We start from the raw sequence: 21,936 nt of genomic DNA on the forward strand, positions 1-21,936 counted from the left end.
GGGGGGGGGGGGGGGGGGGGGGGGGGGGGGGGGGGGGGGGGGGGGGGGGGGGCGGCGGGGGGCCCCCCCCCCCCCGGGTGGTTTGGTTCCCGCGGGGGCCCCCCCCCCCCCACCCCGGCCTACCCCACACGCGACATGTCAGAGCCGACCAACCCGCCGTTGCTGTTGCTGTTGCTGTTGCTGTTGCTGTCGCTCCTGCTCTTGCTCCTGCTCTTGCTCAAGCCCCCGCCGCAGGCGCCCCCACCCCCACCCCGTTGAGATAATCCAGACTCACCTGCAGCAATGCCCGCAAGCCCACATCCAGCGCCTTCTCATCCAGCAGGAACTTCGGCGAATGGTTCGCCGGCGCCGTCGCCGGATCGATCCCCTCGCTCGTCGACCCCACGAAGAAGAACAGCCCCGGCACCTCCTTGGCGTACAGCGAAAAATCCTCCGCCCCCATCTGCAACGGCGGCTCGTACACATTGTCCTTGCCCACCACCGCCTGCAGACTCGGCAACATCCGCGCCGTCAGCGCCGGATCGTTCACCGTCGCCGGATTGCCCTCGGACTCGTAAATCTCCGTCACCGCCTTCGCCCCATGCGCCGCCGCCGTATGCTCGGCCACGTTGCGCAGGTCCGCGAAAATCTGCTGCCGCATCCCCTCGTCGAACGTCCGGATCGTCCCCACCATCTCCACCTCGTCGGGAATGATGTTGTAGCGGATACCGCCCTTGATCGCCCCGAACGTCAGCACCGCCGGCTGCTTGGACAGATTCGCCCGCCGGCTCACGATCGTCTGCGCCGTCCCCACCAGGTCGGCCGTCGCCACGATCGGGTCCACCCCGTTCCACGGCGCCGACCCGTGCGTCTGCCGCCCGATCACCTTGATCCCGAACCGGTCCGACGCCGCCATCAACGGCCCGCCGCGCACCGCGATCTGCCCCGCCGGCACGCTCGAAAACACATGCAGCCCGAACACCGCCTCCGGCTTGAAATCGGCAAACAACCCCTCCTTCAGCATCAACGCCGCACCGCCCTCTTCCGGCGGCGGCGCCCCTTCCTCGGAGGGCTGGAAGATCAGCATCACCTCGCCCGGCAGGTTCGCCTGCATCTTCACCAGCGCATCGGCCACCCCCAGCAGCGTGGCCGTATGTGCATCGTGCCCGCAGGCATGCATCACCCCCACCGGCTCGCCGCGGTAGGTACTGGTCGCCTTGGAGGCGAACGGCAGCCCCGTCTGCTCGGTCACCGGCAGCGCGTCCATGTCCGCCCGCAGCGCGATCCGCGGACCCGGCTTGCCGCCCTTGATGATCGCCACCACGCCATGGTGGGCGATCCCGGTTTTCGGTTTCAGCCCCATCGCGCGCAACTGCTCGGCCACCTTGGCCGACGTCCGCTCCTCACGGTTGGACAGCTCCGGGTGCTGGTGGAAATCGCGCCGCCAGTCGACCACCTTGGCCTTCAGCCGGGTGGCCGCCGCCGTCACTTCCGGGCGCTCGGCGGGGGTGGCCGCGGCCAGCGCGGGGCAGGCAAGCAGCAGGGCGGACAACAACAGCGACAGACGGGGCATTGCACATCTCCACGGACGAACAGGACGGTCGAACCTGAATGTAGGGCATCGGCGCACTTGCTGCTGTAACTTTCTGCCCCCGCAGGCGTTCATTCATGGAACCCGGCCGGTCACATCCGGTCTGACCGCCCGTCCCATCCGTCATGCATGAAAGCTCCCGGGCGACGGGTATGCTTTGCACCAGCCATTTGGGCCCTGCCCTCCGCCAGCCTCAGGAGTTAGTTGAATGTCGCGTTTCTGGAAGATCGTGGTGCTGGTGGTCGCAGTGCTGGTGGTGGGCTTCATCGGGATGCGCATGCTCGGCGGTGGCAAGAAGGGCGACGCGGGCACCACCGCCGCCAGTGCCGGCAAGGAAGGCCAGGACCGCAACGCCGGCCCGGTTCCGGTGACCGTGGTCGATGCCGCCCGCCAGGACGTGCCGGTCTACGCCAGCGCGCTGGGCACCGTGGCGGCGATGAACACCGTCACCGTCAGCCCCCAGGTCGGTGGCCAGCTGATCAGCATCAACTTCAAGGAAGGCCAGGAAGTCCAGAAGGGCGATGTGTTGGCCCAGATCGACCCGCGCACCCTGCAGGCCAGCTTCGATGAAGCCGCCGCCGCCAAGCGCCAGAACCAGGCGCAGCTGGCCACCGCGCGCTCCAACTACCAGCGCTCCAATTCGCCGGAATACCGCCAGTACGTGGCCAAGACCGACCTGGACACCCAGCGCAACCAGGTGGCCCAGTTTGAAAGCGCGGTCGCCGCCAACGAAGCCAGCATGCGGGCCGCCCAGGTGCAGCTGCAGTACACCAAGGTCACCGCCCCGATCTCCGGCATTGCCGGCATCCGCGCGGTGGACGCCGGCAACATCGTCAGCGCCGGCACCGCGTTGGTCACCCTGACCCAGATCCACCCCATCCACGTGGTCTTCAACCTGCCCGAGCGCCAGCTGCCCGACGTGCGCCAGGCCCAGAAGGCCGGCCCGGTCACCATCGCCGCGCTCGACCGCAACGACTCCCACGTGCTCACCGACGGCGGCAGCCTGGACGTGGTGGACAACCAGATCAGCAGCGACAGCGGCACCTTCCGTGCCCGTGCACTGTTCAACAACACCGACAACAGCCTGTGGCCGGGCCAGTTCGTCAACGTGCGCATGCAGCTGCGCACCATCGCCGGTGGCGTGGTGATTCCCACCCAGGCAGTGATGCGCGGCCCGGACGGCGAGTACGTCTACATCGTCAAAGCCGACAGCACCGTGGCCATGCAGACGGTCAAGAGCGGCGTGGAAGTGGGCGACAGCAACGTGCAGATCACCGAGGGCCTGAAGGGCGGCGAGCGCGTGGTCAGCGAAGGCCAGTTCCGGCTCAAGCCGGGCAGCAAGGTTACCGCGCTCAAGCCGGGTGAAACCCCGGCACCGCCGACCGACGCCGAGCTCAAGGCCGCCGCCCAGCAGGACAAGGGCGGTGGTGGCCGCCGCGGTGGCGGTCCGCGCTGAGCGCGCCCGCCTGACGTTCCCGACGCCGGCCCGCTGGCCGGCGTCTGCCCGCTTCAACGCCGCATGACGTAACAGCAAGGATCCGCCCGTGGGCTTTTCGACGATCTTCATCCGCCGCCCGATCGCCACCTCGCTGTTGATGGCGGGCCTGCTGCTGCTCGGCATCCTCGGCTACCGCCAGCTGCCGGTGTCGGCGCTGCCGGAGATCGACGCGCCCAGCCTGGTGGTGACCACCCAGTACCCGGGTGCGAATGCCACCACCATGGCCTCGCTGGTGACCACCCCGCTGGAGCGCCAGTTCGGGCAGATCTCCGGGCTGGAGATCATGACCTCCGATTCGTCGGCCGGCCTGTCCACGATCATCCTGCAGTTCTCGATGGACCGCGATATCGACATCGCCGCCCAGGACGTACAGGCCGCGATCCGCCAGGCCACGCTGCCCTCCTCGCTGCCCTACCAGCCGGTCTACAACCGGGTGAACCCGGCCGACGCGGCCATCGTCACCCTCAAGCTCACCTCCGACACGCGCCCGCTGCGCGAGGTCAACAACTACGCCGACTCCATCCTGGCCCAGCGCCTGTCGCAGGTGCAGGGCGTGGGCCTGGTCTCCATCGCCGGCAACGTGCGCCCGGCCGTGCGCATCCAGGTCAACCCGGCGCAGCTGTCCAACATGGGCCTGACCCTGGAAGAACTGCGCAGCGCGCTGACCCAGGCCAACGTCAACGCGCCCAAGGGCTCGCTCAACGGCAAGACCCAGTCCTATTCGATCGGCACCAACGACCAGCTGACCAGCGCCGCCGAGTACCGCGACACCATCATCAGCTACAAGAACGGCCGCCCGGTGCGGTTGTCGGACGTGGCCAACGTGGTCGATGGCGTGGAGAACGACCAGCTGGCCGCCTGGGCCGATGGCAAGCCGGCGGTGCTGCTGGAAGTGCGCCGCCAGCCGGGCGCCAACATCGTCCAGACCGTCGAGCGCATCCGCGCGTTGATCCCGCAGCTGCAGAACGTGCTGCCGGCCGACGTGCACCTGGAGATCTTCTCCGACCGTACCGAGACCATCCGCGCCTCGGTGCATGAAGTGCAGTTCACCCTGATCCTCACCATCTGCCTGGTGGTGGCGGTGATCTTCGTGTTCCTGCGCCGGCTGTGGGCCACCATCATTCCCTCGGTGGCGGTGCCGCTGTCGCTGGCCGGCACCTTCGGGGTGATGGCCTTTGCCGGGATGTCGCTGGACAACCTGTCGCTGATGGCGCTGGTGGTGGCCACCGGCTTCGTCGTCGACGACGCGATCGTGATGATCGAGAACATCGTGCGCTACATCGAGCAGGGCAAGAGCGGCCCGGAAGCGGCCGAGATCGGTGCGCGCCAGATCGGCTTCACCGTGCTGTCGCTGACCATCTCGCTGGTGGCCGTGTTCCTGCCGCTGCTGCTGATGCCCGGCGTGACCGGCCGCCTGTTCCACGAGTTCGCCTGGGTGCTGAGCATCGCGGTGACCTTGTCGATGCTGATCTCGCTGACGCTCACCCCGATGATGTGCGCCTACCTGCTCAAGCCCGACGCGCTGCCCGAGGGCGAAGACGCCCACGAGCGCGCGGCGGCGGCCGGCAAGGAAAACCTGTGGACGCGCACCGTGGGGGCCTACGAGCGCAGCCTGGACTGGGTGCTGGACCACCAGCGCATGACCCTGGCGGTGGCCGCCGGCGCATTGGTACTCACCGTGCTGCTGTACGTGGTGATCCCCAAGGGCCTGCTGCCCGAGCAGGACACCGGCCTGATCACCGGCGTGGTCCAGGCCGACCAGAACATCGCCTTCCCGCAGATGGAACAGCGCACCAAGGCCGTGGCCGAGGCGCTGCGCAAGGACCCGGCGGTGACTGGCGTGTCGGCCTTCATCGGCGCCGGCAGCATGAACCCCACCCTCAACCAGGGCCAGCTGTCGATCGTGCTCAAGGAGCGCGGCGACCGCGACGGGCTGGATGAGATCCTGCCGCGCCTGCAGCAGGCCGTGGCCGGTATTCCCGGCGTGGCGCTGTACCTCAAGCCGGTGCAGGACGTCACCCTGGACACCCGCGTGGCCGCCACCGAGTACCAGTACTCGTTGTCGGACGTGGACAGCGCGCAGGTCGCGCTGCAGGCTACCCGCCTCACCGAAGCGCTGCGCCAGCGCCCGGAACTGGCCGACGTGGACAACAACCTGTCCAACCAGGGCCGTGCGCTGGAACTGACCATCGACCGCGACAAGGCCAGCGTGCTGGGCGTGCCGATGCAGACCATCGACGACACCCTGTACGACGCGTTCGGCCAGCGCCAGATCTCGACCATCTTCACCGAGCTCAACCAGTACCGCGTGGTGCTGGAAGTGGCCCCGGAATTCCGTACCAGCACCGCGCTGATGAACCAGCTGGCGGTGGCCTCCAACGGCGCCGGCGCGCTGACCGGCAGCAACGCCACCAACTTCGGCCAGGTCAGCTCGTCCAACTCGTCCACCGCCACCGGCATCGGTGCGCAGAACACCGGCATTCCGGTGGGCGCGGGCAACATCATCCCGCTCGCGGCGCTGGCCGAGGGCAAGATCACCAGCACCCCGCTGGTGGTGAGCCACCAGCAGCAACTGCCGGCCGTCACGGTGTCGTTCAACATCGCCCCGGGCTATTCGCTGTCCGACGCGGTCAAGGCCATCGAAGAGACCAAGGCCAGCCTGGACATGCCCTCGCAGGTGCATGCGCAGTTCATCGGCAAGGCCGCCGAATTCACCGGCAGCCAGACCGACGTGGTGTGGCTGCTGCTGGCCTCCCTGGTGCTGATCTACATCGTGCTGGGCGTGCTGTATGAAAGCTACATCCACCCCTTCACCATCATCTCCACCCTGCCCCCGGCCGGCGTGGGCGCGCTGCTGGCGCTGATGGTGTGCGGGCTGCCGCTGTCGGTGGACGGCATCGTCGGCATCGTGCTGCTGATCGGCATCGTCAAGAAGAACGGCATCATGATGGTCGACTTCGCCATCGAAGCGCGCCGCGCCGGTGCCAACGCACACGATGCGATCCGCCGTGCCTGCCTGCTGCGCTTCCGCCCGATCATGATGACCACCGCCGCGGCCATGCTCGGCGCGCTGCCGCTGGCGCTGGGCACCGGCATCGGCTCGGAGCTGCGCCGCCCGCTGGGCATTGCCATCGTCGGCGGCCTGCTGCTGTCGCAGCTGGTCACCCTGTACACCACGCCGGTGATCTACCTGTACATGGAACGCTTCTCCGAGTGGATGCGCGAGCGCCGCGAGCAGCGCGCGCTGCGCCACGCCAGCGCCCAGGACCGCGCATGAGCCGCTGCCGCCCATGCACGCTGAAGGCGTCGGCATGAACATTTCCGGCCCCTTCATCCGCCGCCCGATCGGCACCGCGCTGCTGGCCATCGGCCTGTTCGTGGTTGGCCTGTTCTGCTACCTGAAACTGGGCGTGTCGGCGCTGCCGAACATCCAGATTCCGGTGATCTTCGTGCACGCCAGCCAGTCCGGCGCGGACGCCACCACCATGGCCTCCACGGTCACCGCACCGCTGGAACGCCACCTGGGCCAGCTGCCCGGCGTGGACCAGATGCGGTCATCCAGCTCCGAAGGCAGCTCGCTGGTCTTCATGATCTTCCAGAGCGGGGTCGACATCGATTCGGCCGCACTGGACGTGCAGACCGCGATCAATTCGGCCCAGGCCGACCTGCCGTCCGGGCTCGGTTCGCCGATGTTCCAGAAGGCCAACCCCAACGACGACCCGGTGATCGCCATCGCGCTCACCTCGCAGACGCAGTCCGCCGACGAGCTGTACAACGTCGCCGACTCGCTGCTGGCCCAACGCATCCGCCAGATCAGCGGGGTGTCTTCGGTGGACATCGCCGGTGCGTCCACGCCGGCGGTGCGGGTGGACGTGAACCTGCGCCTGCTCAACGCGCTCAACCTCACCCCCGATGACCTGCGCAACGCGGTACGCGCGGCCAACGTGACCTCGCCCACCGGCTTCCTCACCGACGGCAACACCACCACCGCGATCATCGCCAACGACTCGGTGGCGCGCGCGGCCGACTTCGCCAACCTGGTCATCAAGACCCAGGACGACGGCCGGGTGATCCGCCTCAAGGACGTGGCCAACGTCTACGACGGCCAGCAGGACGCCTACCAGGCCGCGTGGTTCGACCACAAACCGGCGGTGGTGATGTATGTGTTCACCCGTGCCGGCGCCAACATCGTGGAGACCGTGGACCGGGTCAAGGCGCAGATCCCGATGCTGCGCGACTACCTGCAGCCGGGCACGGTGATGACCCCGTACTTCGACCGCACCCCGACCATCCGCTCGTCGCTGCACGAAGTGCAGATCACCCTGCTGATCAGCCTGGCGATGGTGATCCTGACCATGGCGCTGTTCCTGCGCCGGCTGGCGCCGACGCTGATCGCGGCGGTCACCGTGCCGTTGTCGCTGGCCGGTGCGGCGCTGGTGATGTACGTGTTCGGCTTCACCCTGAACAACCTGAGCCTGCTGGCGCTGGTGATCGCGATCGGGTTCGTGGTCGACGATGCGATCGTGGTGATCGAGAACGTCATGCGCCATCTCGACGAAGGCATGCCCCGCATGCAGGCCGCGCTGACCGGCGCGCGCGAGATCGGCTTCACCATCGTCTCGATCACCGCCTCGCTGGTGGCGGTGTTCATCCCGCTGCTGTTCGCCAGCGGCATGGTGGGTGCGTTCTTCCGCGAGTTCACCATCACCCTGGTGGCCGCGATCGTGGTGTCGATGATCGTCTCGCTCACGCTCACCCCGGCGCTGTGCAGCCGCTTCCTGAGCGCGCACGCCGAGCCGGACAAGCCCTCGCGGATCGGCCGCTTCCTGGACGCCGCGCACGACCGCATGCTGCGCGTGTACACGGTCTGCCTGGACTTCTCGCTGCGCCACGCCCTGCTGCTGTCGCTCACCCCGATCCTGCTGATCGTGGCCACGGTGATGCTGGGCGGGGCGGTCAAGAAGGGTTCGTTCCCGGCGCAGGACACCGGCCTGATCTGGGGCCGCGCCAACTCCAGCGCCACGGTGTCCTTCGAGGACATGGTCAACCGCCAGCGCCGCATCACCGACATGCTGATGGCCGACCCGGCGGTGAAGACCGTGGGCGTGCGGCTGGGCAGTGGCCGCCAGGGCTCCAGCGCGCAGTTCAACGTGCAGCTGAAGACCCGCAAGGAAGGGCGCAAGGAAACCACCGCGCTGGCGCTGGCACGGCTGAGCGCCAAGGCCGACCGCTACCCCGACCTGCAGCTGCGCCTGCGCGCGATCCAGGATCTACCCAGCGACGGCGGCGGCGGCAACAGCCAGGGCGCGCAGTATCGCGTGTCGCTGCAGGGCAACGACCTGGCCCAGCTGCAGGAATGGCTGCCCAAGGTGCAGGCCGCACTGAAGAAGAACCCGAAGCTGCGTGACGTGGGCACCGACGTGGACACCGCCGGGCTGCGCCAGAACGTGGTGATCGACCGTGCCAAGGCCGCGCGCCTGGGCGTGTCGGTGGGTGCGATCGACGGCGCGCTGTACGGCGCGTTCGGCCAGCGCCAGATCTCCACCATCTACTCGGACATCAACCAGTACAGCGTGGTGGTCAACGCATTGCCCGAGCAGACCGCCACCCCGCGTGCGCTGGATGAGATCTACGTGCGTGCCGGCAACGGCGAGATGATCCCGCTGACCGCGGTGGCGCATCAGGTGCCCGGGCTGGCACCGCCGCAGATCACCCATGAAAACCAGTACACCACGATGGACCTGAGCTACAACCTGGCCCCGGGCGTGAGCACCGGCGAAGGCGAAGCGATCATCAAGTCCACCGTGGACGGCCTGCGCCTGCCCGGCGACATCCGCATCAGCGATGGCGGCGGCTTCAACGTGCAGCTCAACCCGAACTCGATGCTGATCCTGGTGCTGGCCGCCATCATCACCGTGTACCTGGTGCTGGGCATGCTGTACGAAAGCCTGGTACACCCGGTAACGATCCTGTCCACGCTGCCGGCCGCGGGCGTGGGCGCGCTGCTGGCGTTGTTCGTGACCAACACCGAGCTGTCGGTGATTTCGATGATCGCGCTGGTGCTGTTGATCGGCATCGTCAAGAAGAACGCGATCATGATGATCGACTTCGCGGTGGTGGCCCAGCGCGAGCACGGCAAGAGCCCGCGCGATGCGGTGCGCGAGGCCAGCATCGTGCGCTTCCGCCCGATCATGATGACCACCATGGTGGCGATCCTGGCCGCGGTACCGCTGGCCATCGGCCTGGGCGAAGGCTCCGAACTGCGCCGCCCGCTGGGCATCGCGATGATCGGCGGCCTGCTGTTCTCGCAGAGCCTGACCCTGCTGAGCACGCCGGCGCTGTACGTGATCTTCTCGTGCCTGCGCGAGCGCTGGGTCAACCGCCGTGCCCGCCGCCGCGAACGGCGTGCATTGAAGCGGAGCGCCCTCGCCCGGTAGGTACCGACCGTGGGTCGGTACCCCCGGTCGGTACGCCACGGTTTGACGCCACGCAACAAAACGCGAACAATTCGCATCCAGCCACGGTCCTGCATCGCCTTCGGCGATGCCCCCGCTGCCGGTTCCCGGCCAGCCTGCGCGATCCAGCCATCGACCCTCTCCCGCCCTCTGTAGATCGCGGACGGCGTTGTGCTGTCCGCCAAGGAACCCATCGATGCTGTCCGCTTCCCTGCCCCGCCTGGCCACGTTGGCCGTTGCGCTGTCGCTGGCCTGCGCCGCGCATGCCCAGTCCACCCCCGATGGCACAGCGCGCGCCCGCTCGGCCACGGATCTGGACGCCATCAAGGTCACCGCCGAACGCACCCACACCGACACCGGCGCCCTCGGCGACCGCGCCGTGCGTGACACCCCGTTCGCAATCGCCGTGGTCGGCCGCGAAGAGATCGAGAAGCGCCAGGTGGTCTCGCTTGGCGACGCGTTCCTGACCGACCCCTCCGTGGTCACCCAGGTCAGCGCGTACGCCAGCGGCTGGAGTTCGCCGATCCGCAACCGCGGCATCGACCTCAGCTACGACAGCTACCGCGTCAACGGCCTGCAGGTGTCCTCGTGGGGTACCGAATGGCCGCTGGAAGTGATGGAACAGGTGGAACTGCTCAAGGGCCCCGGTGGGTTCATGTACGGCTTCGGCCAGCCCGGCGGCATCGTCAACTACGTCACCAAGAAGCCGACCGACACCCCCACCTTCGCCGCCCAGCTCGGCTGGCGCGAACAGGGCATCGTCAGCGGCCAGGTCGATGTGGGCGGCCGTTTCGGCAATGAGCAGATGTTCGGCTACCGCTTCAATGCCTACCAGGAGAAGGGCGAAACCTTCAACGGCGGCGAAGTCAACCGCAAGGTCGGCGCCCTGTCGCTGGATGCGCGCCTGAGCGACAGCCTCACCTGGACCTTCGACGGCGTGTTCCAGTCGCGCGATCTCAGCAACGAGTCGCCGCAGTACTACTTCATCGGCCTCACCGAGCTGCCGCGCCCGCTGGCCGGCGACATCGACAACAGCATCGACGGCAGTTACTACGACACCCGCTCCAGCCTGCTCTCCACCGCGCTGAACTGGCAGATCAACAGTGACTGGAAGGCCAGCCTGAGCTACGGCGTGACCACCTCCTGGAACGACGTCAACAAGGTGTTCGCCTACATCGACAACGTCAACGGCGACTACAACATCAACACCTACGAGCTGGGCGGCAAGAGCGAGTGGAAGCTGGCCCAGGCCATCGTGCAGGGTCGCTTCGACACCGGCCCGCTGTCGCACCAGGTGGTGGCCGGCGTTTCGCACCAGACCGGCCTGGGCTGGGACCGCCCGTACGAATGGACCACCATCGGCCGCGGCAACATCTACCAGCGCCCGGTGCTGCGCCACGATGCCGTGGGCTCACGCGTGCTCAGCCGCGGCAGCGAGACCGTGCAGCAGGCCGTGTTCGTCAGTGACACCGTCAGCTTCGCCGAGGGCTGGTCGCTGCTGGCCGGCGCGCGCTACAACGACTTCGAGAACAAGGGCGCCTACCACACCTACCCGGTCACCCCCACCTACGCCCTGATGTACAAGCCGGCCGACGCCGTCACCCTGTACGCCAGCTACGTGGAATCGCTGGAAGCGGGCAGTCGCGTCGGCAGCGACTACATCAACGCCGGCACCGTGCTCGACCCGACCATCAGCAAGCAATACGAGATCGGCGCCAAGATCGAGTACCCGCGCTGGAATGCCAACGCCGCCGCCTTCCGCCTGGAGCGCGGTGCCAACATCGACCGCCTTACCAGCGCCGGCAAGCTGCTCGTGCAGGACGGCATCACCCTGTACGAAGGCGTCGAACTCAGCGGCGACATCCGCCTGACCGACGCGCTCACCGTCGGCGGCGGCGTCACCTGGCTCGACCCCACCTACGACAAGCTGTCCCCCGACAGCGCCGCCCAGCAGGGCAACCGCACCGCCGGCGCCGCCCGCTGGCAGGGCGTGCTGCACGCCGACTACAGCATCCCGCAGGTGGACGGCCTGAGCGTCTACGCGCTGGCCCGCTACTACGGCGATGTCTATTACGACGCGGACAACACCCTCAACCTGCCTGACTACACCCTGGTCAACGCCGGCCTCGGCTACCGCATGCAGCTCGACGGCCACCCGGTCACCTGGCGCGCCGGCGTGGAGAACCTGGCGAACAAGAAATACTGGTCCAACGCCGGCGTCGGCCTGCCGCGCACCTTCGCGGTGAGCGTGCGCTTCGACATGTAATGCGACCGGCCGGTCATCCAACTGCTGGCCGGCTCCCCCGCAGACCGCGTAGTGCCGGCCGCTGGCCGGCCCCTCCACACAGCGCGTAGTGCCGGCCGCTGGCCGGCCCCTCCACACAGCGCGTAGTGCCGGCCGCTGGCCGGCTCCTCCACACAGCGCGTAGTGCCGGCCGCTGGCCGGCTCCTCCACACAGCGCGTAGTGCCGGCCGCTGGCCGGCTCTTCCACACGGCGCGTAGTGCCGGCCGCTGGCCGGCTCCTCGCACCTCCGTCCGGGCGTACGGGGAGCCGGCCAGCGGCCGGCACTACCCGGGCACCGCGTCGCCGCGCCGTACAGCGCGTCGAGGTTGGATCGCCTTCAGGCTGTCCCCTTCACCCCACACCCGCAATAATGGGCTGCCCCGCACCCCGAGCCCGCATGTCCGCCCGAGAATCCCGCCTGAGCCGCCTGTGGGCGCATGAAAAGGCCAGCTACGGCCTGCGGGTACTCATCGCGCTGTCGGTGGCCATGGGCCTGTGCTGGCACCTGGACCAGCTGCCCGCGCTGCCCGGCGTGTTCCTCGGCATCATCGCCAGCGCCATCGCCGAAACCGACGACAACTGGTGGGGCCGGACCAAATCGGTCGCCCTGTCCCTGCTCTGCTTCGTCATCGCCGCCGCCGCGGTGGTCGAACTGTTCGCCTGGCCCTGGCTGTTCATCGCCGCCCTGGCCGTGTCCACCTTCGGCCTCACCCTGCTCGGTGCACTCGGCGAACGCTACGCGTCCATCGCCCAGGCCACCGTCACCCTGGCCATCTACACCATGATCGGCCTGGAACAGCACGGCGCCAGCGACCGCGCCCAGGCCATCAGCGCGGTCAGCCACCTGCTCGCCGGCGCGCTCTGGTACGGCCTGCTCTCGATCCTGTGGACCGCGCTGTTCGCCAACCGCCCGGTGCGCGAACGCGTCGCCCGCCTGTACCTGGAACTGGGCCGCTACCTGCAGCTCAAGGCCGACCTGTTCGAACCCATCCGCGATGCCGACGTACAGAAGCGCCAGCTGGCCCTGGCCGAACAGAACCGCCGCGTGGTCGAGGCGCTGAACATCGCCAAGGTCGCCATCCTGGCCCGCTTCGGTCGCTCCGGCCGGCCCGGCGTGCAGTCCGGCCTGTACCTGCGCCTGTACTACATGGCCCAGGATTTCCACGAACGCGCCAGCTCCTCGCACTATCCCTACGGCGCGCTCACCGAAGCGTTCTTCCACAGCGACGTCCTGTACCGCTGCCAGCGCCTGCTTGCCCTGCAGGGCGAGGCGTGCGCCAACCTCGGCCTGGCCATCCGCCTGCGCCGCCCGTTCCAGTACGGCGAGCGCACCAAGCAGGCCACCGCCGACCTCACCGATTCGCTCACCTGGCTGCGTGCCCAGCACAACCCGCAGTGGCAGCGCCTGCTGTCCTCGCTGGAGCTGCTCGGCCACAACCTGCAGAGCATCGAGCGGCGCCTGTCGGAGGCCGAAAAATCCGACGCCACCCTGGACAACGTCGACACCCGCCTGCGCGACACCAACCCGCACACCCTGCGGGAAATGTTCGTGCGCATCCGCCAGCAGCTCACCCCCGGCTCGGTCCTGTTCCGCCACGGCCTGCGCATGGCGCTGGCGCTGATCGTCGGCTTTGCGGTGATCCGCCTGGTCAACGCCCAGAACGGCTCGTGGGTGCTGCTCACCATCGTGTTCGTATGCCGCCCGCATTTCGGCGCCACCCGGCAACGGCTGGCCCAGCGCATCGCCGGCACCCTGATCGGGCTGGTGCTGACCTGGGCGCTGATGCAGCTGTTCCAGGACCTGCGCATCGAACTGCTGATCGCCCTGCTCTCGGCGCTGCTGTTCTTCTTCACCCGCAGCGACCGCTACCTGGTGGCGTCGGCGGCGATCACGGTAATGGCACTGACCTGCTTCAACCTGATCGGCGACGGCTTCCTGCTGATCTGGCCGCGCCTGGTCGACACCCTGCTGGGCTGCGCGATCGCCGCCGCGGCCGCGTTCCTGATCCTGCCCGACTGGCAGGGCCGCCGCTTGAACCTGGTCATGGCCCGCGTGCTGGCCAACTGCGCGCGCTATCTGGATGCGGTGCTGGGCCAGTACGGCAGCGGCATGCAGGACGACCTGGCGTACCGCATCGCCCGCCGCGACATGCACAACGCCGACGCGGCGCTGTCCACCGCGCTCTCGAACATGCTGCGCGAGCCGGGGCACGTGCGCCGCAATCTGGACGCCGGGTTCCGCTTCCTGGCGCTCTCCAACACCCTGCTGGGGCATCTGTCGGCGCTCGGCGCGCACCGCGCGCAGCTGGACAGCTACGCGCAGGATGCCCAGGCGCTGGCCGGCGGCGAGCGGGTGGAACAGGCCATGCAGCAGATTGCCGCGGCGCTGGAGCAGCGCCAACCCGTGGAGGAAGCCGATAACGACGGCGACCGCGCCCTCGCCGAGCAGCTGGAACAGATCACCGACGACATGCCGCCCAAGCTGCAGCTGATCCGCACCCAGATGGGCCTGATGCTGCGCCTGCTGCCCAAGCTGCGCGGCGCCGCCAACGAGGCCGCCCGCACCCTGCGGTGAGGGGGCTGTTCGGGTAGCGGGGCAGAACCCCGCGCTACGACGCCGTACGGCGTCTCCCGTAGCGCCGGGCGCTGCCCGGCAGCCGGTGAGGGGCGCAACGCCGGGGGCCGCCCGACTGCATGCTAGGCTGCGCCGGTTCGCAAGGAGTTTCCATGTCCGGCCACAGCCAGTTCGCCCTGCTCAAACAGCGTCGCTTCCTGCCGTTCTTCATCGTCCAGTCGCTGGGTGCGTTCAACGACAACGTGTACCGGCAGGCCATCATCGGCCTGCTGTTCTACCTCGGCGTCAGCCAGGAAGAGCAGTCGCTGTACACCACGCTGGCGCCGGCCATCTTCATCCTGCCCTACTTCCTGTTCTCGGCCCTGGCCGGGCAGATCGCCGAAAAACTGGAAAAATCGCGGCTGATCGTGATCACCACCACCATGGAGATCGCGATCATGTCGCTGGCTGCGGTGGGCTTCCTCACCCAGAGCATGCCGGTGCTGCTGGTGGCCCTGTTCTGCACCGGCCTGCAGTCCACCCTGTTCGGCCCGGTGAAGTACTCGGTGCTGCCCTCGGTGCTGCGCCCGGAGGAGCTGACCGGCGGCAACGGCCTGGTCGAGATGGGCACCTCGATGTCGATCCTGACCGGCATGATCAGCGGCGGCATCATCTTCACCCTGGCCGGCAGCTTCGGCCCGGTGGTGGCGGCCACCGCGGTGATCGCGCTGGCCATCTTCGGCAACATCACCGCGCGCATGATTCCGAAGGTGGATGCCGGCGCGCCGGACCTGAAGATCAACTGGAACCCGATTCCCGAATCACTGGCCGTCCTGCGCCTGGCCAAGAAACAGAAGGCGGTGCGCAACGCCATCCTGGGCGTGTCCTGGTTCTGGTTCGTGGGCACCATGCTGACCTCGCAGCTGCCCACCTACGCGGTGGTCAACCTGGGCGGCGAACCCACCCTGTACATCTTCGCGCTGGCGCTGTTCTCGGTCGGCACCGGCGTGGGCTCGCTGCTCTGCGAAAAACTGTCCGGGCGCACCGTGGAAATCGGCCTGGTGCCGCTGGGCGCGTTCGGCATGACCGCCTTCATGCTGGACCTGTACTTCGCCCGCGCCGGCACGGCCACCGCCGCCGGCCTGGGCGTGGCTGCCTTCGTTGCCCAGCCCGGCAGCCTCCGCATCATCATCGACCTGATCGGCATCGGCCTGTTCACCGGCTTCTTCGTGGTGCCCCTGTTCGCGCTGATCCAGAGCCGTACGCCGAAGTCGGAGATGTCGCGCGTGTTCGCCGCGCTCAACATCCAGAACTCGGGCTTCATCGTGGGCGCGGCGATGATCGCGCTGGCCACGCAGAAGTTCCTGCACTGGACCATCCCGCAGCTGTTCCTGGCCCTGGCCATCGCCAATGCCGTGGTGTCGATCTACATCTTCACCATCGTTCCCGAATTCCTGATGCGCTTCCTCAGCTGGGTGATGGTGCGCGGCCTGTACCGGCTGCGCCTGCACGGCATCGAAGCCAACGTACCCGACGAAGGCGCCGCGCTGATCGTGTGCAACCATGTCAGCTACATGGACGCGCTGATCCTGTCGGCGACCATCCCGCGCCCGGTGCGCTTTGTCATGTACTACAAGATCTTCAACATCCCGGTGATGCGCTGGATCTTCCGTACCGCCAAGGCCATTCCCATCGCCGGCGCGCGCGAAGACCCCGCGCTGATGCAGGCGGCCTTCGACGAAGTGGACAAGGCGCTGGCCGACGGCGAGCTGGTGTGCATCTTCCCCGAAGGCGCGCTCACCCGCGACGGCGAGATGGGCCCGTTCAAATCCGGCGTGGAGAAGATCCTCGAACGGCGCCCGGTGCCGGTGGTGCCGATGGCGCTGCGCGGCATGTGGGCCAGCATGTGGAGCCGGCGCGACACCCGGCTGGGCCGCATGCGCGTGCCGCGCCGTTTCCGCGCGCATGTCGAGGTGGCCGCCGCACCGGCGCTTGCCGGCCGGGAGGCCACTGCCGACATCCTGGAGCAGCAGGTACGGCAGCTTCGTGGGGAAAACGGCTGAGGCCTAGTGCCGTCTGGATGTAAACGCATACATCCGGGCGTGCATCGGGTAAATTAGCGCCGGGGAAGTCCGATCCGCGCAGGCCAGCGCGGCGGCAGCCGAATATCATGCGTACCGTTTGCTGCACCGATCGATGACGTTGCCACTGTGTGTGCGTGCGTTTCACCCCGTCCCACGCCCGTCAAATCCACCCAAGAAAATGGAGCTTTTCAGATGAACACCACTGCCGCACAAATCCCGAACCACCTGGTCTGGGCCATCCTGGCCACCCTGTTCTGCTGCCTGCCGGGCGGTATCGTGTCGATCGTCTACGCCGCCCAGGTCAACGGCAAGATTGCCGCAGGTGACCTTGCCGGTGCGCGCGACTCGTCGGACAAGGCGAAGAAGTGGGCCATGTGGTCGGCCATTGCCGGCGTCATCGTTGCCGTGCTGTACGTCGTGCTGGTGATGGCGATGGGCGGCCTGGGCGCGCTGAGCAACAGCGGCTACTGATCAGCACCGGGACGGCCTGGCCGGTGACCCTGCATGGGTTCGCCGGCCGGGCCGTTCGCGCATCATGGCCCTGCCTTCCCGAACCACGCTTGCCCGCTGGGCACCCACGGCCCTGGTGGCCGGCCTGGGTGCAGGCGCCGTCGTGGTGTTGCGCAACGTCAGCCCCTATGGCGCCAACAGTCCGCTGCCGGGCTGCCCGCTGTACGCACTGACCGGCCTGTACTGTCCAGGCTGCGGCAGCACGCGCTGCCTGTACTCGCTGGTGCATTTCGATTGGCAAGGCGCCTTCGCGATGAATCCGCTGCTGGTGGTGTCGCTGCCGTTCCTGCTGTTGATGCTGCTGCACGGTGCCGGGATTCGCCCGCGCGTGCTTGAACCGCTGATGCGCGTGCTGGCCAGCCCGATGTTCTGGCTGGTGCTGCTGGTGGGATATGCGGTGCTTCGCAACCTGCCGTGGATGCCGTTTGCCTGGCTTGCGCCGGGTTCGGTTGCTTGATGCCGGGTAGAACCCGGCGCTACGGATACGGATGCCGGGTAGAACCCGGCGCTACGTGGGTCAGGTTACCCAGCCGGCGATGACCAGCAAGGCCAGCGCGGCCATCCACAGCAGCAGCATCCGCCACACCAGGCTCATCGCATCGCGTAGTTCGGGCAGGCGCCGCCACACCGGCACCATCCCGGCATCGCTGTAGTCATGCGCTTCTTCGCGCAGTTCGGCGCTCACGCTGGCCCGCGCCACCGCACCCAGGAACACCGTCGAGGTCGCCCACTGGTTGCCGTGCGCCTGCCGCCACGCCTTGTAGGCCGTGTCGAAGTTGCCCACCAGGGCCATCGACAGCGACATCAGCTGGGCCACCGGCCATTCCAGCCAGCCCAGCACTACGCGTGCACCCACCGCGCCGTCGAGCGTGGCCAGCGAACGCATCGGGCCGACCGCCAGCAAGGCCAGCAACCGGTACGCCACGGCGCCCACCGGGCCCAGCAGCAGGAACCAGAACAGCACCGCGAACCAGCGCCGCAGGCCGTTGAGCACGGTGGCCTCGACCAGCGACGACACGTCCTCGTGCAGGCTGCCGCCGGTCGATTGCAGCTGCGCAATCGCGGCGTGCCGGGTGGGGGCGTCGTCGGCGTCGATCACCGCTTCCACGTCGCGGTCCAGATCGCGCGGGCCCCAGCAGATCACCAGGGTGGCCACGCCCAGCAGCAGTGACGGCAGACCGAACAAGCGGCCGTGCAACGCCCACTGCAGCAGCACCACGCCCAGCACCCACGGCAGCAGCGCCAGCACCCAGCCTTGGCGGCTGCGCCAGAATCCGTTTTCCGCCGCATGCGCATCCAGCCATTGCAGCCAGCGCCGGTAGAACCCGAATCCGCGCAGCGCCACGGCCGCAGCCGGTGCGACATGGCCCAGGGCCAGGGCGACCAGCACGGCAACCAGGGTGGTGAACATGTATGCCTCCGGCGCGGATCGTGGCCGCTACTATGCCTTGCGACCCGGCAATTCCCCGGGCCGTTGGTAATGTACGCTGCTGCGTGTTCAGCCAGCGGCAACGCAGGCCGTGGCTCAGCCCACCTGCTGGCGGTACCAGTGCTCGATCAGGCTGCGCGAGATCGAAATCGGGGGCGACAGGCGGATGCCCTCGCCGTCGTCTTCGACATCCCGGGCCAGCGCCGCACCCACTTCCTCGGCAGTGAACCAGCGTGCATCTTCCAGCTCGCCGTCCACGGTGGGCACGTCGTCTTCGGCCGTGGCCGCAAAGCCCAGCATCAACGCGCCCGGGAACGGCCAGGGCTGGGTGCCCAGGTATTGGCAGTGGCGCACGCGCACCTTGCTCTCTTCGAATACTTCACGCACCACGGTCTGCTCCAGCGACTCGCCCGGCTCGACGAACCCGGCCAGCACCGAATAGCGGCGCGGTGCCCAGTTGGCCTGCCGCCCGAGCAGCAACCGCCCGTTGTTTTCCACCGCCACGATCACCGCCGGGTCCACCCGCGGGTAGTGCTCGGTACCGCACTGCGCGCAGCGCCCGACAAAGCCGCCGCGCGCGAAGGTGATGCCGCCGCCGCACACCCCGCAGAAGCGCGTGCGCGACTGCCAGTACGACATCCCGCGCGCATAGCAGAACGCGCTGGCATCGGCGGCCGACCAGGTGGTGGCCGACTCGCGCAGGTCCACCCGCTGCGGCGCGGTGACATCCACGCTCGCCGCTTCCAGCGAGAACCAGGCGCGCTCACCGCGCAGTCCCAGGAAGATCGCCGTTCCCGGCCCGCCCCCGACCTGCGCGCCGGTCAGCGCAAGCGGCTGGCCATCGTCGCCGGCCAGCGCGCGGCCGTCGGTGTCGAGCACCAGCACGTGCGCATCGGGCCACAGCCGCGCCAGCGCGTCGGCGTCCTGGCGCAGCGGATCGGCACGTTCAAGGGGATCGGTGGTGAAAGCAAAGCCGGACAGCGGCGTAGAAAATGTCGACATGCGGCAAGCCTGCCCACATTCGATCACAGTGGCAAGCGCCAGCCGACCGATAGGGTCGGCAGCGCCAGACACATCACATGCTGAAACTGCTGCCGCAGCCGCAGGTGGTTTTGGCGTTCGGATTGCGGATCACGAACTGCGCGCCGGTCAGGCTTTCGGTGTAGTCCACCTCGGCGCCCATCAGGTACTGCAGGCTCAGCGGATCCACCAGCAGGGTGACACCGTTGGTGTCCACCGCCAGGTCATCCTCGGCACGGTTCTCGTCGAACTCGAACCCGTACTGGAAGCCGGAGCAGCCACCGCCCTGGATGTACACACGCAAGGCAAGGCTGGTACTGGCCTCGTCCTGGATCAATTCCTTCACTTTGGCCGCAGCGGCTTCGGTGAAGTTGAGGGGACGGTCCAGCGATTGGTAGTTCGGCGCGGCGACAGGTGCGCCGGGCAGGGAAACAAGCGTGCTCATGTCCCCAGCATGGGGGCGCATGGGCACGCTTTCAAGCGTTCAGCCGTTCAGGCCATGGCCTCGGCCAGCTTCTTGCGGGCTGCGCCGTCCTTGCCCTTGCCGGCGGTTTCGTCGGCCGGCGGCGGCAGCGCGGCCATCTGTGCGCTGCCATGGATCAGGCGACCGGTCAGCTGCGCGCCGGCGTTCATCTCCACCACCTGGTAGTGAATGTTGCCGGAGACCCGCGCAGTCGGGGTCAGTTCCACCTTTTCAGTGGCGTGCACGTCGCCGTCCAGGCGGCCACTGATCACCACCACCTGGGCGCGGATCTCGCCCTCGATGCTGCCCTGCTCGGCCAGGGTGATGGTGGCATTGGCTGCCCCCTCGGCGGCGACGACCTTGCCCAGGATGGTGCCTTCCACATACAGGCCCCCACTGAACTCCACGTCGCCGCGGATCACCACCTGTGCGCCGATCAGCGCGTCCACGACCAGATGTCCGTCGCGGTTGGATTTGTTGCTGCCAAACATGGGCTTACTCCCCTTCTTTCGCCGATGGTGCCGCCGGTGCGCCGGCCTGCTTCCAATCAAAAACCTGGGTGGCGCCCCCCGCGCCCGATCCCAGCGTGACCCGCACACGTTGCGGGGTGAAGTCTTTCGGCAGGATGATGCTGCCGGTGAGCTGCTGGAAGTACCGGAAGGAATAGTCCTGGCCCGGCACCTTGGTGCGCTGGTGCAGCTCGTCCCAGCTGACCGAGGTCAGCTTGCCGCCTTTGACGCCTTCCACGGTGAAACGCATCTGGCCCTGGCTGATGGCGCCGCGATTGAGGTTCTGGGTCAGCACCACCGCGTACTGCCAGGTGCCGCCGGTTTCCGGGCTGAATTCGACCGAATGGGTGTTCAGGCCCTTGCGCTGGCTGGTGGCGCCCACCAGCCGCTCGTAGAAGGCCACGTCAGCGCGCAGGCCGGCGATTTCCTCATCGCGCTCGCCCAGCGAGGTCTGCACCTCATTGTTGGCGGCCCGGCTGATGCGGTCCGACGCCTGCAGCGTGGCCTGGCGCTGCTGCAGCTCGACCACCTGCTTGTTCAGGCTTTCCGCGCGCGCTTCGGCGGCGTCCAGCTGCTTGCCGGCATCCCCGCCGGGGCCGGCGGTCCAGCGCCCGATCAGGACCGCCAGGATGACGCTGACCAGCCACACGCCGGCCAGAAGGGCCAGACGGCGGCGATCCTGCACGGGCGGCGTGCCGGGCCGGCGGATCTGGATACGCGATGGTGTCGGAGAGTTCATGGCGGTTGTCCGCGGCAGCGCGCTTGGCGATACCGGCACGGCCCCTGTCGGAACGAGCGACTGGCTAGTGTAAATCAGGGTCGGGCGATTTCACGCGCCAGGGGACATGGCCGGCGGTGGCGTTCATTGACGTCATCCCCGATAGTGTGGGCCTGTGCACACTTTGCAGGCGGAGCGCGCGTCATGACCGAAGCCCATCTGTTTGTCGTCGGCATCCTGCTGGCCTGGCTGGCGGGCATCCGCGTCTACCTGACCGTGTTCGGCGTGGGCCTGGCCGGGCTGCTCGGCTGGGTGGACCTGCCGCCGGCCCTGCAGGCCACCGAATCGTACTGGGTGCTGGGCACCTCGGCGGTGCTGGCGGTCGCCGAGTTCTTCGCCGACAAGATCCCCGGGGTGGATTCGGTCTGGGACCTCGTCCAGACCCTGGCCCGGGTGCCGGCCGGCGCCTTCCTGGCCGCCGCCACCCTGTCGCCCGGTGGCGAACTCAGCGGCACCGCGCTGGTTGCCGGGGCCGGGGTGGCGCTGGCCAGCCACGGGCTCAAGTCCGGCACCCGCGCCCTGCTCAACACCTCACCGGAACCGGCCAGCAACTGGGTGGCCTCGGCCGCCGAAGACACCGTGGTGGTGGGCGGGCTGGCGTTGGCACTGGCCCACCCGTGGCTGGCGCTGATCGTGGTGGTCGGCTGCAGCCTGGTCGGCGCGCTGGTGGTGTGGTGGGTGTGGCGCACGTTGTGGAAGGGCATGCGCTGGCTGCTCGGGCAAGCCGCCGAGCGCCCTGGCGCGCTGCCGAATCGCGACGTGCTGCCACCGTAGGCACAGC

Annotated in this window: 15 protein-coding genes; 9 read left to right on the top strand and 6 right to left on the bottom strand. The window is 68.3% G+C overall.

Features of this window, described 5'->3' with window-relative positions; genetic code table 11:
- Positions 1-217 precede the first annotated feature (217 nt).
- Positions 218-1,552, bottom strand: coding sequence for a M20 family metallopeptidase (locus ABIA71_RS05440; RefSeq protein ID WP_354283773.1), 1,335 nt, complete (start codon positions 1,550-1,552; stop codon positions 218-220).
- A 226-nt stretch (positions 1,553-1,778) separates the two neighbouring features.
- On the opposite strand from ABIA71_RS05440, the gene ABIA71_RS05445 reads away from it, so the two are divergent.
- From ABIA71_RS05445 to ABIA71_RS05480, 8 genes are all read left to right on the top strand, one after another.
- The gene (locus ABIA71_RS05445) at positions 1,779-3,026 is read left to right on the top strand and encodes an efflux RND transporter periplasmic adaptor subunit (RefSeq protein ID WP_354283775.1); all 1,248 of its coding nucleotides are present in this window, start codon (positions 1,779-1,781) and stop codon (positions 3,024-3,026) included.
- An 88-nt stretch (positions 3,027-3,114) separates the two neighbouring features.
- Positions 3,115-6,345 (top strand): efflux RND transporter permease subunit, encoded by a 3,231-nt coding sequence (locus ABIA71_RS05450; RefSeq protein WP_354283777.1) that lies wholly within the window; start codon positions 3,115-3,117, stop codon positions 6,343-6,345.
- Between the two features lie 34 nt (positions 6,346-6,379).
- Positions 6,380-9,505, top strand: a complete 3,126-nt coding sequence (locus tag ABIA71_RS05455) for an efflux RND transporter permease subunit (RefSeq protein ID WP_128096602.1) — start codon at positions 6,380-6,382, stop codon at positions 9,503-9,505.
- A gap of 214 nt (positions 9,506-9,719) precedes the next feature.
- On the top strand, positions 9,720-11,789 hold the full coding sequence (locus tag ABIA71_RS05460) for a TonB-dependent siderophore receptor (protein WP_354283780.1): 2,070 nt from the start codon (positions 9,720-9,722) through the stop codon (positions 11,787-11,789).
- Between the two features lie 416 nt (positions 11,790-12,205).
- Positions 12,206-14,383, top strand: coding sequence for a YccS family putative transporter (gene yccS / locus ABIA71_RS05465; protein ID WP_354283782.1), 2,178 nt, complete (start codon positions 12,206-12,208; stop codon positions 14,381-14,383).
- Between the two features lie 152 nt (positions 14,384-14,535).
- Positions 14,536-16,425: an MFS transporter gene (locus ABIA71_RS05470; RefSeq protein WP_354283784.1), complete on the top strand. Its 1,890-nt coding sequence runs from the start codon at positions 14,536-14,538 to the stop codon at positions 16,423-16,425.
- A gap of 213 nt (positions 16,426-16,638) precedes the next feature.
- Positions 16,639-16,917 carry a CD225/dispanin family protein gene (locus tag ABIA71_RS05475; RefSeq protein ID WP_038685807.1) on the top strand — a complete coding sequence of 93 codons (279 nt, stop codon included), beginning with the start codon at positions 16,639-16,641 and terminating at the stop codon, positions 16,915-16,917.
- Between the two features lie 64 nt (positions 16,918-16,981).
- Entirely contained in the window at positions 16,982-17,413 is a 432-nt protein-coding gene (locus tag ABIA71_RS05480) for a DUF2752 domain-containing protein (protein WP_502961057.1), read from the top strand.
- A gap of 60 nt (positions 17,414-17,473) precedes the next feature.
- On the opposite strand, the gene ampE is transcribed toward ABIA71_RS05480, so the two are convergent.
- From ampE to ABIA71_RS05505, 5 genes are all read right to left on the bottom strand, one after another.
- Positions 17,474-18,367 carry a regulatory signaling modulator protein AmpE gene (gene ampE / locus ABIA71_RS05485; protein WP_354283786.1) on the bottom strand — a complete coding sequence of 298 codons (894 nt, stop codon included), beginning with the start codon at positions 18,365-18,367 and terminating at the stop codon, positions 17,474-17,476.
- A 114-nt stretch (positions 18,368-18,481) separates the two neighbouring features.
- Positions 18,482-19,387, bottom strand: coding sequence for an NAD(+) diphosphatase (nudC, locus tag ABIA71_RS05490; RefSeq protein WP_159498156.1), 906 nt, complete (start codon positions 19,385-19,387; stop codon positions 18,482-18,484).
- 73 nt (positions 19,388-19,460) lie between these two features.
- Positions 19,461-19,850 carry an iron-sulfur cluster insertion protein ErpA gene (erpA, locus tag ABIA71_RS05495; protein ID WP_038685803.1) on the bottom strand — a complete coding sequence of 130 codons (390 nt, stop codon included), beginning with the start codon at positions 19,848-19,850 and terminating at the stop codon, positions 19,461-19,463.
- A 47-nt stretch (positions 19,851-19,897) separates the two neighbouring features.
- Complete coding sequence (locus tag ABIA71_RS05500) at positions 19,898-20,359, bottom strand: bactofilin family protein (protein ID WP_354283789.1); 462 nt, start codon at positions 20,357-20,359, stop codon at positions 19,898-19,900.
- 4 nt (positions 20,360-20,363) lie between these two features.
- Positions 20,364-21,116: a DUF6776 family protein gene (locus tag ABIA71_RS05505; protein ID WP_128096611.1), complete on the bottom strand. Its 753-nt coding sequence runs from the start codon at positions 21,114-21,116 to the stop codon at positions 20,364-20,366.
- 183 nt (positions 21,117-21,299) lie between these two features.
- On the opposite strand from ABIA71_RS05505, the gene ABIA71_RS05510 reads away from it, so the two are divergent.
- Entirely contained in the window at positions 21,300-21,929 is a 630-nt protein-coding gene (locus tag ABIA71_RS05510) for a DUF4126 domain-containing protein (protein ID WP_159498158.1), read from the top strand.
- The last annotated feature ends 7 nt before the right edge of the window (positions 21,930-21,936 follow it).

The sequence above is a fragment of the Stenotrophomonas sp. 2619 genome, assembly GCF_040548725.1.
Taxonomy (GTDB): domain Bacteria; phylum Pseudomonadota; class Gammaproteobacteria; order Xanthomonadales; family Xanthomonadaceae; genus Stenotrophomonas; species Stenotrophomonas maltophilia_AP.

Coding starts and splice junctions, on each gene's coding strand:
- ABIA71_RS05440 (WP_354283773.1), bottom strand. CDS start 1,552: ATGCCCCGTCTGTCGCTGTTGTTGTCCGCCCTGCTGCTTGCCTGCCCC.
- ABIA71_RS05445 (WP_354283775.1), top strand. CDS start 1,779: ATGTCGCGTTTCTGGAAGATCGTGGTGCTGGTGGTCGCAGTGCTGGTG.
- ABIA71_RS05455 (WP_128096602.1), top strand. CDS start 6,380: ATGAACATTTCCGGCCCCTTCATCCGCCGCCCGATCGGCACCGCGCTG.
- ABIA71_RS05460 (WP_354283780.1), top strand. CDS start 9,720: ATGCTGTCCGCTTCCCTGCCCCGCCTGGCCACGTTGGCCGTTGCGCTG.
- yccS (WP_354283782.1), top strand. CDS start 12,206: ATGTCCGCCCGAGAATCCCGCCTGAGCCGCCTGTGGGCGCATGAAAAG.
- ABIA71_RS05470 (WP_354283784.1), top strand. CDS start 14,536: ATGTCCGGCCACAGCCAGTTCGCCCTGCTCAAACAGCGTCGCTTCCTG.
- ABIA71_RS05475 (WP_038685807.1), top strand. CDS start 16,639: ATGAACACCACTGCCGCACAAATCCCGAACCACCTGGTCTGGGCCATC.
- ABIA71_RS05480 (WP_502961057.1), top strand. CDS start 16,982: ATGGCCCTGCCTTCCCGAACCACGCTTGCCCGCTGGGCACCCACGGCC.
- ampE (WP_354283786.1), bottom strand. CDS start 18,367: ATGTTCACCACCCTGGTTGCCGTGCTGGTCGCCCTGGCCCTGGGCCAT.
- nudC (WP_159498156.1), bottom strand. CDS start 19,387: ATGTCGACATTTTCTACGCCGCTGTCCGGCTTTGCTTTCACCACCGAT.
- erpA (WP_038685803.1), bottom strand. CDS start 19,850: ATGAGCACGCTTGTTTCCCTGCCCGGCGCACCTGTCGCCGCGCCGAAC.
- ABIA71_RS05500 (WP_354283789.1), bottom strand. CDS start 20,359: ATGTTTGGCAGCAACAAATCCAACCGCGACGGACATCTGGTCGTGGAC.
- ABIA71_RS05505 (WP_128096611.1), bottom strand. CDS start 21,116: ATGAACTCTCCGACACCATCGCGTATCCAGATCCGCCGGCCCGGCACG.
- ABIA71_RS05510 (WP_159498158.1), top strand. CDS start 21,300: ATGACCGAAGCCCATCTGTTTGTCGTCGGCATCCTGCTGGCCTGGCTG.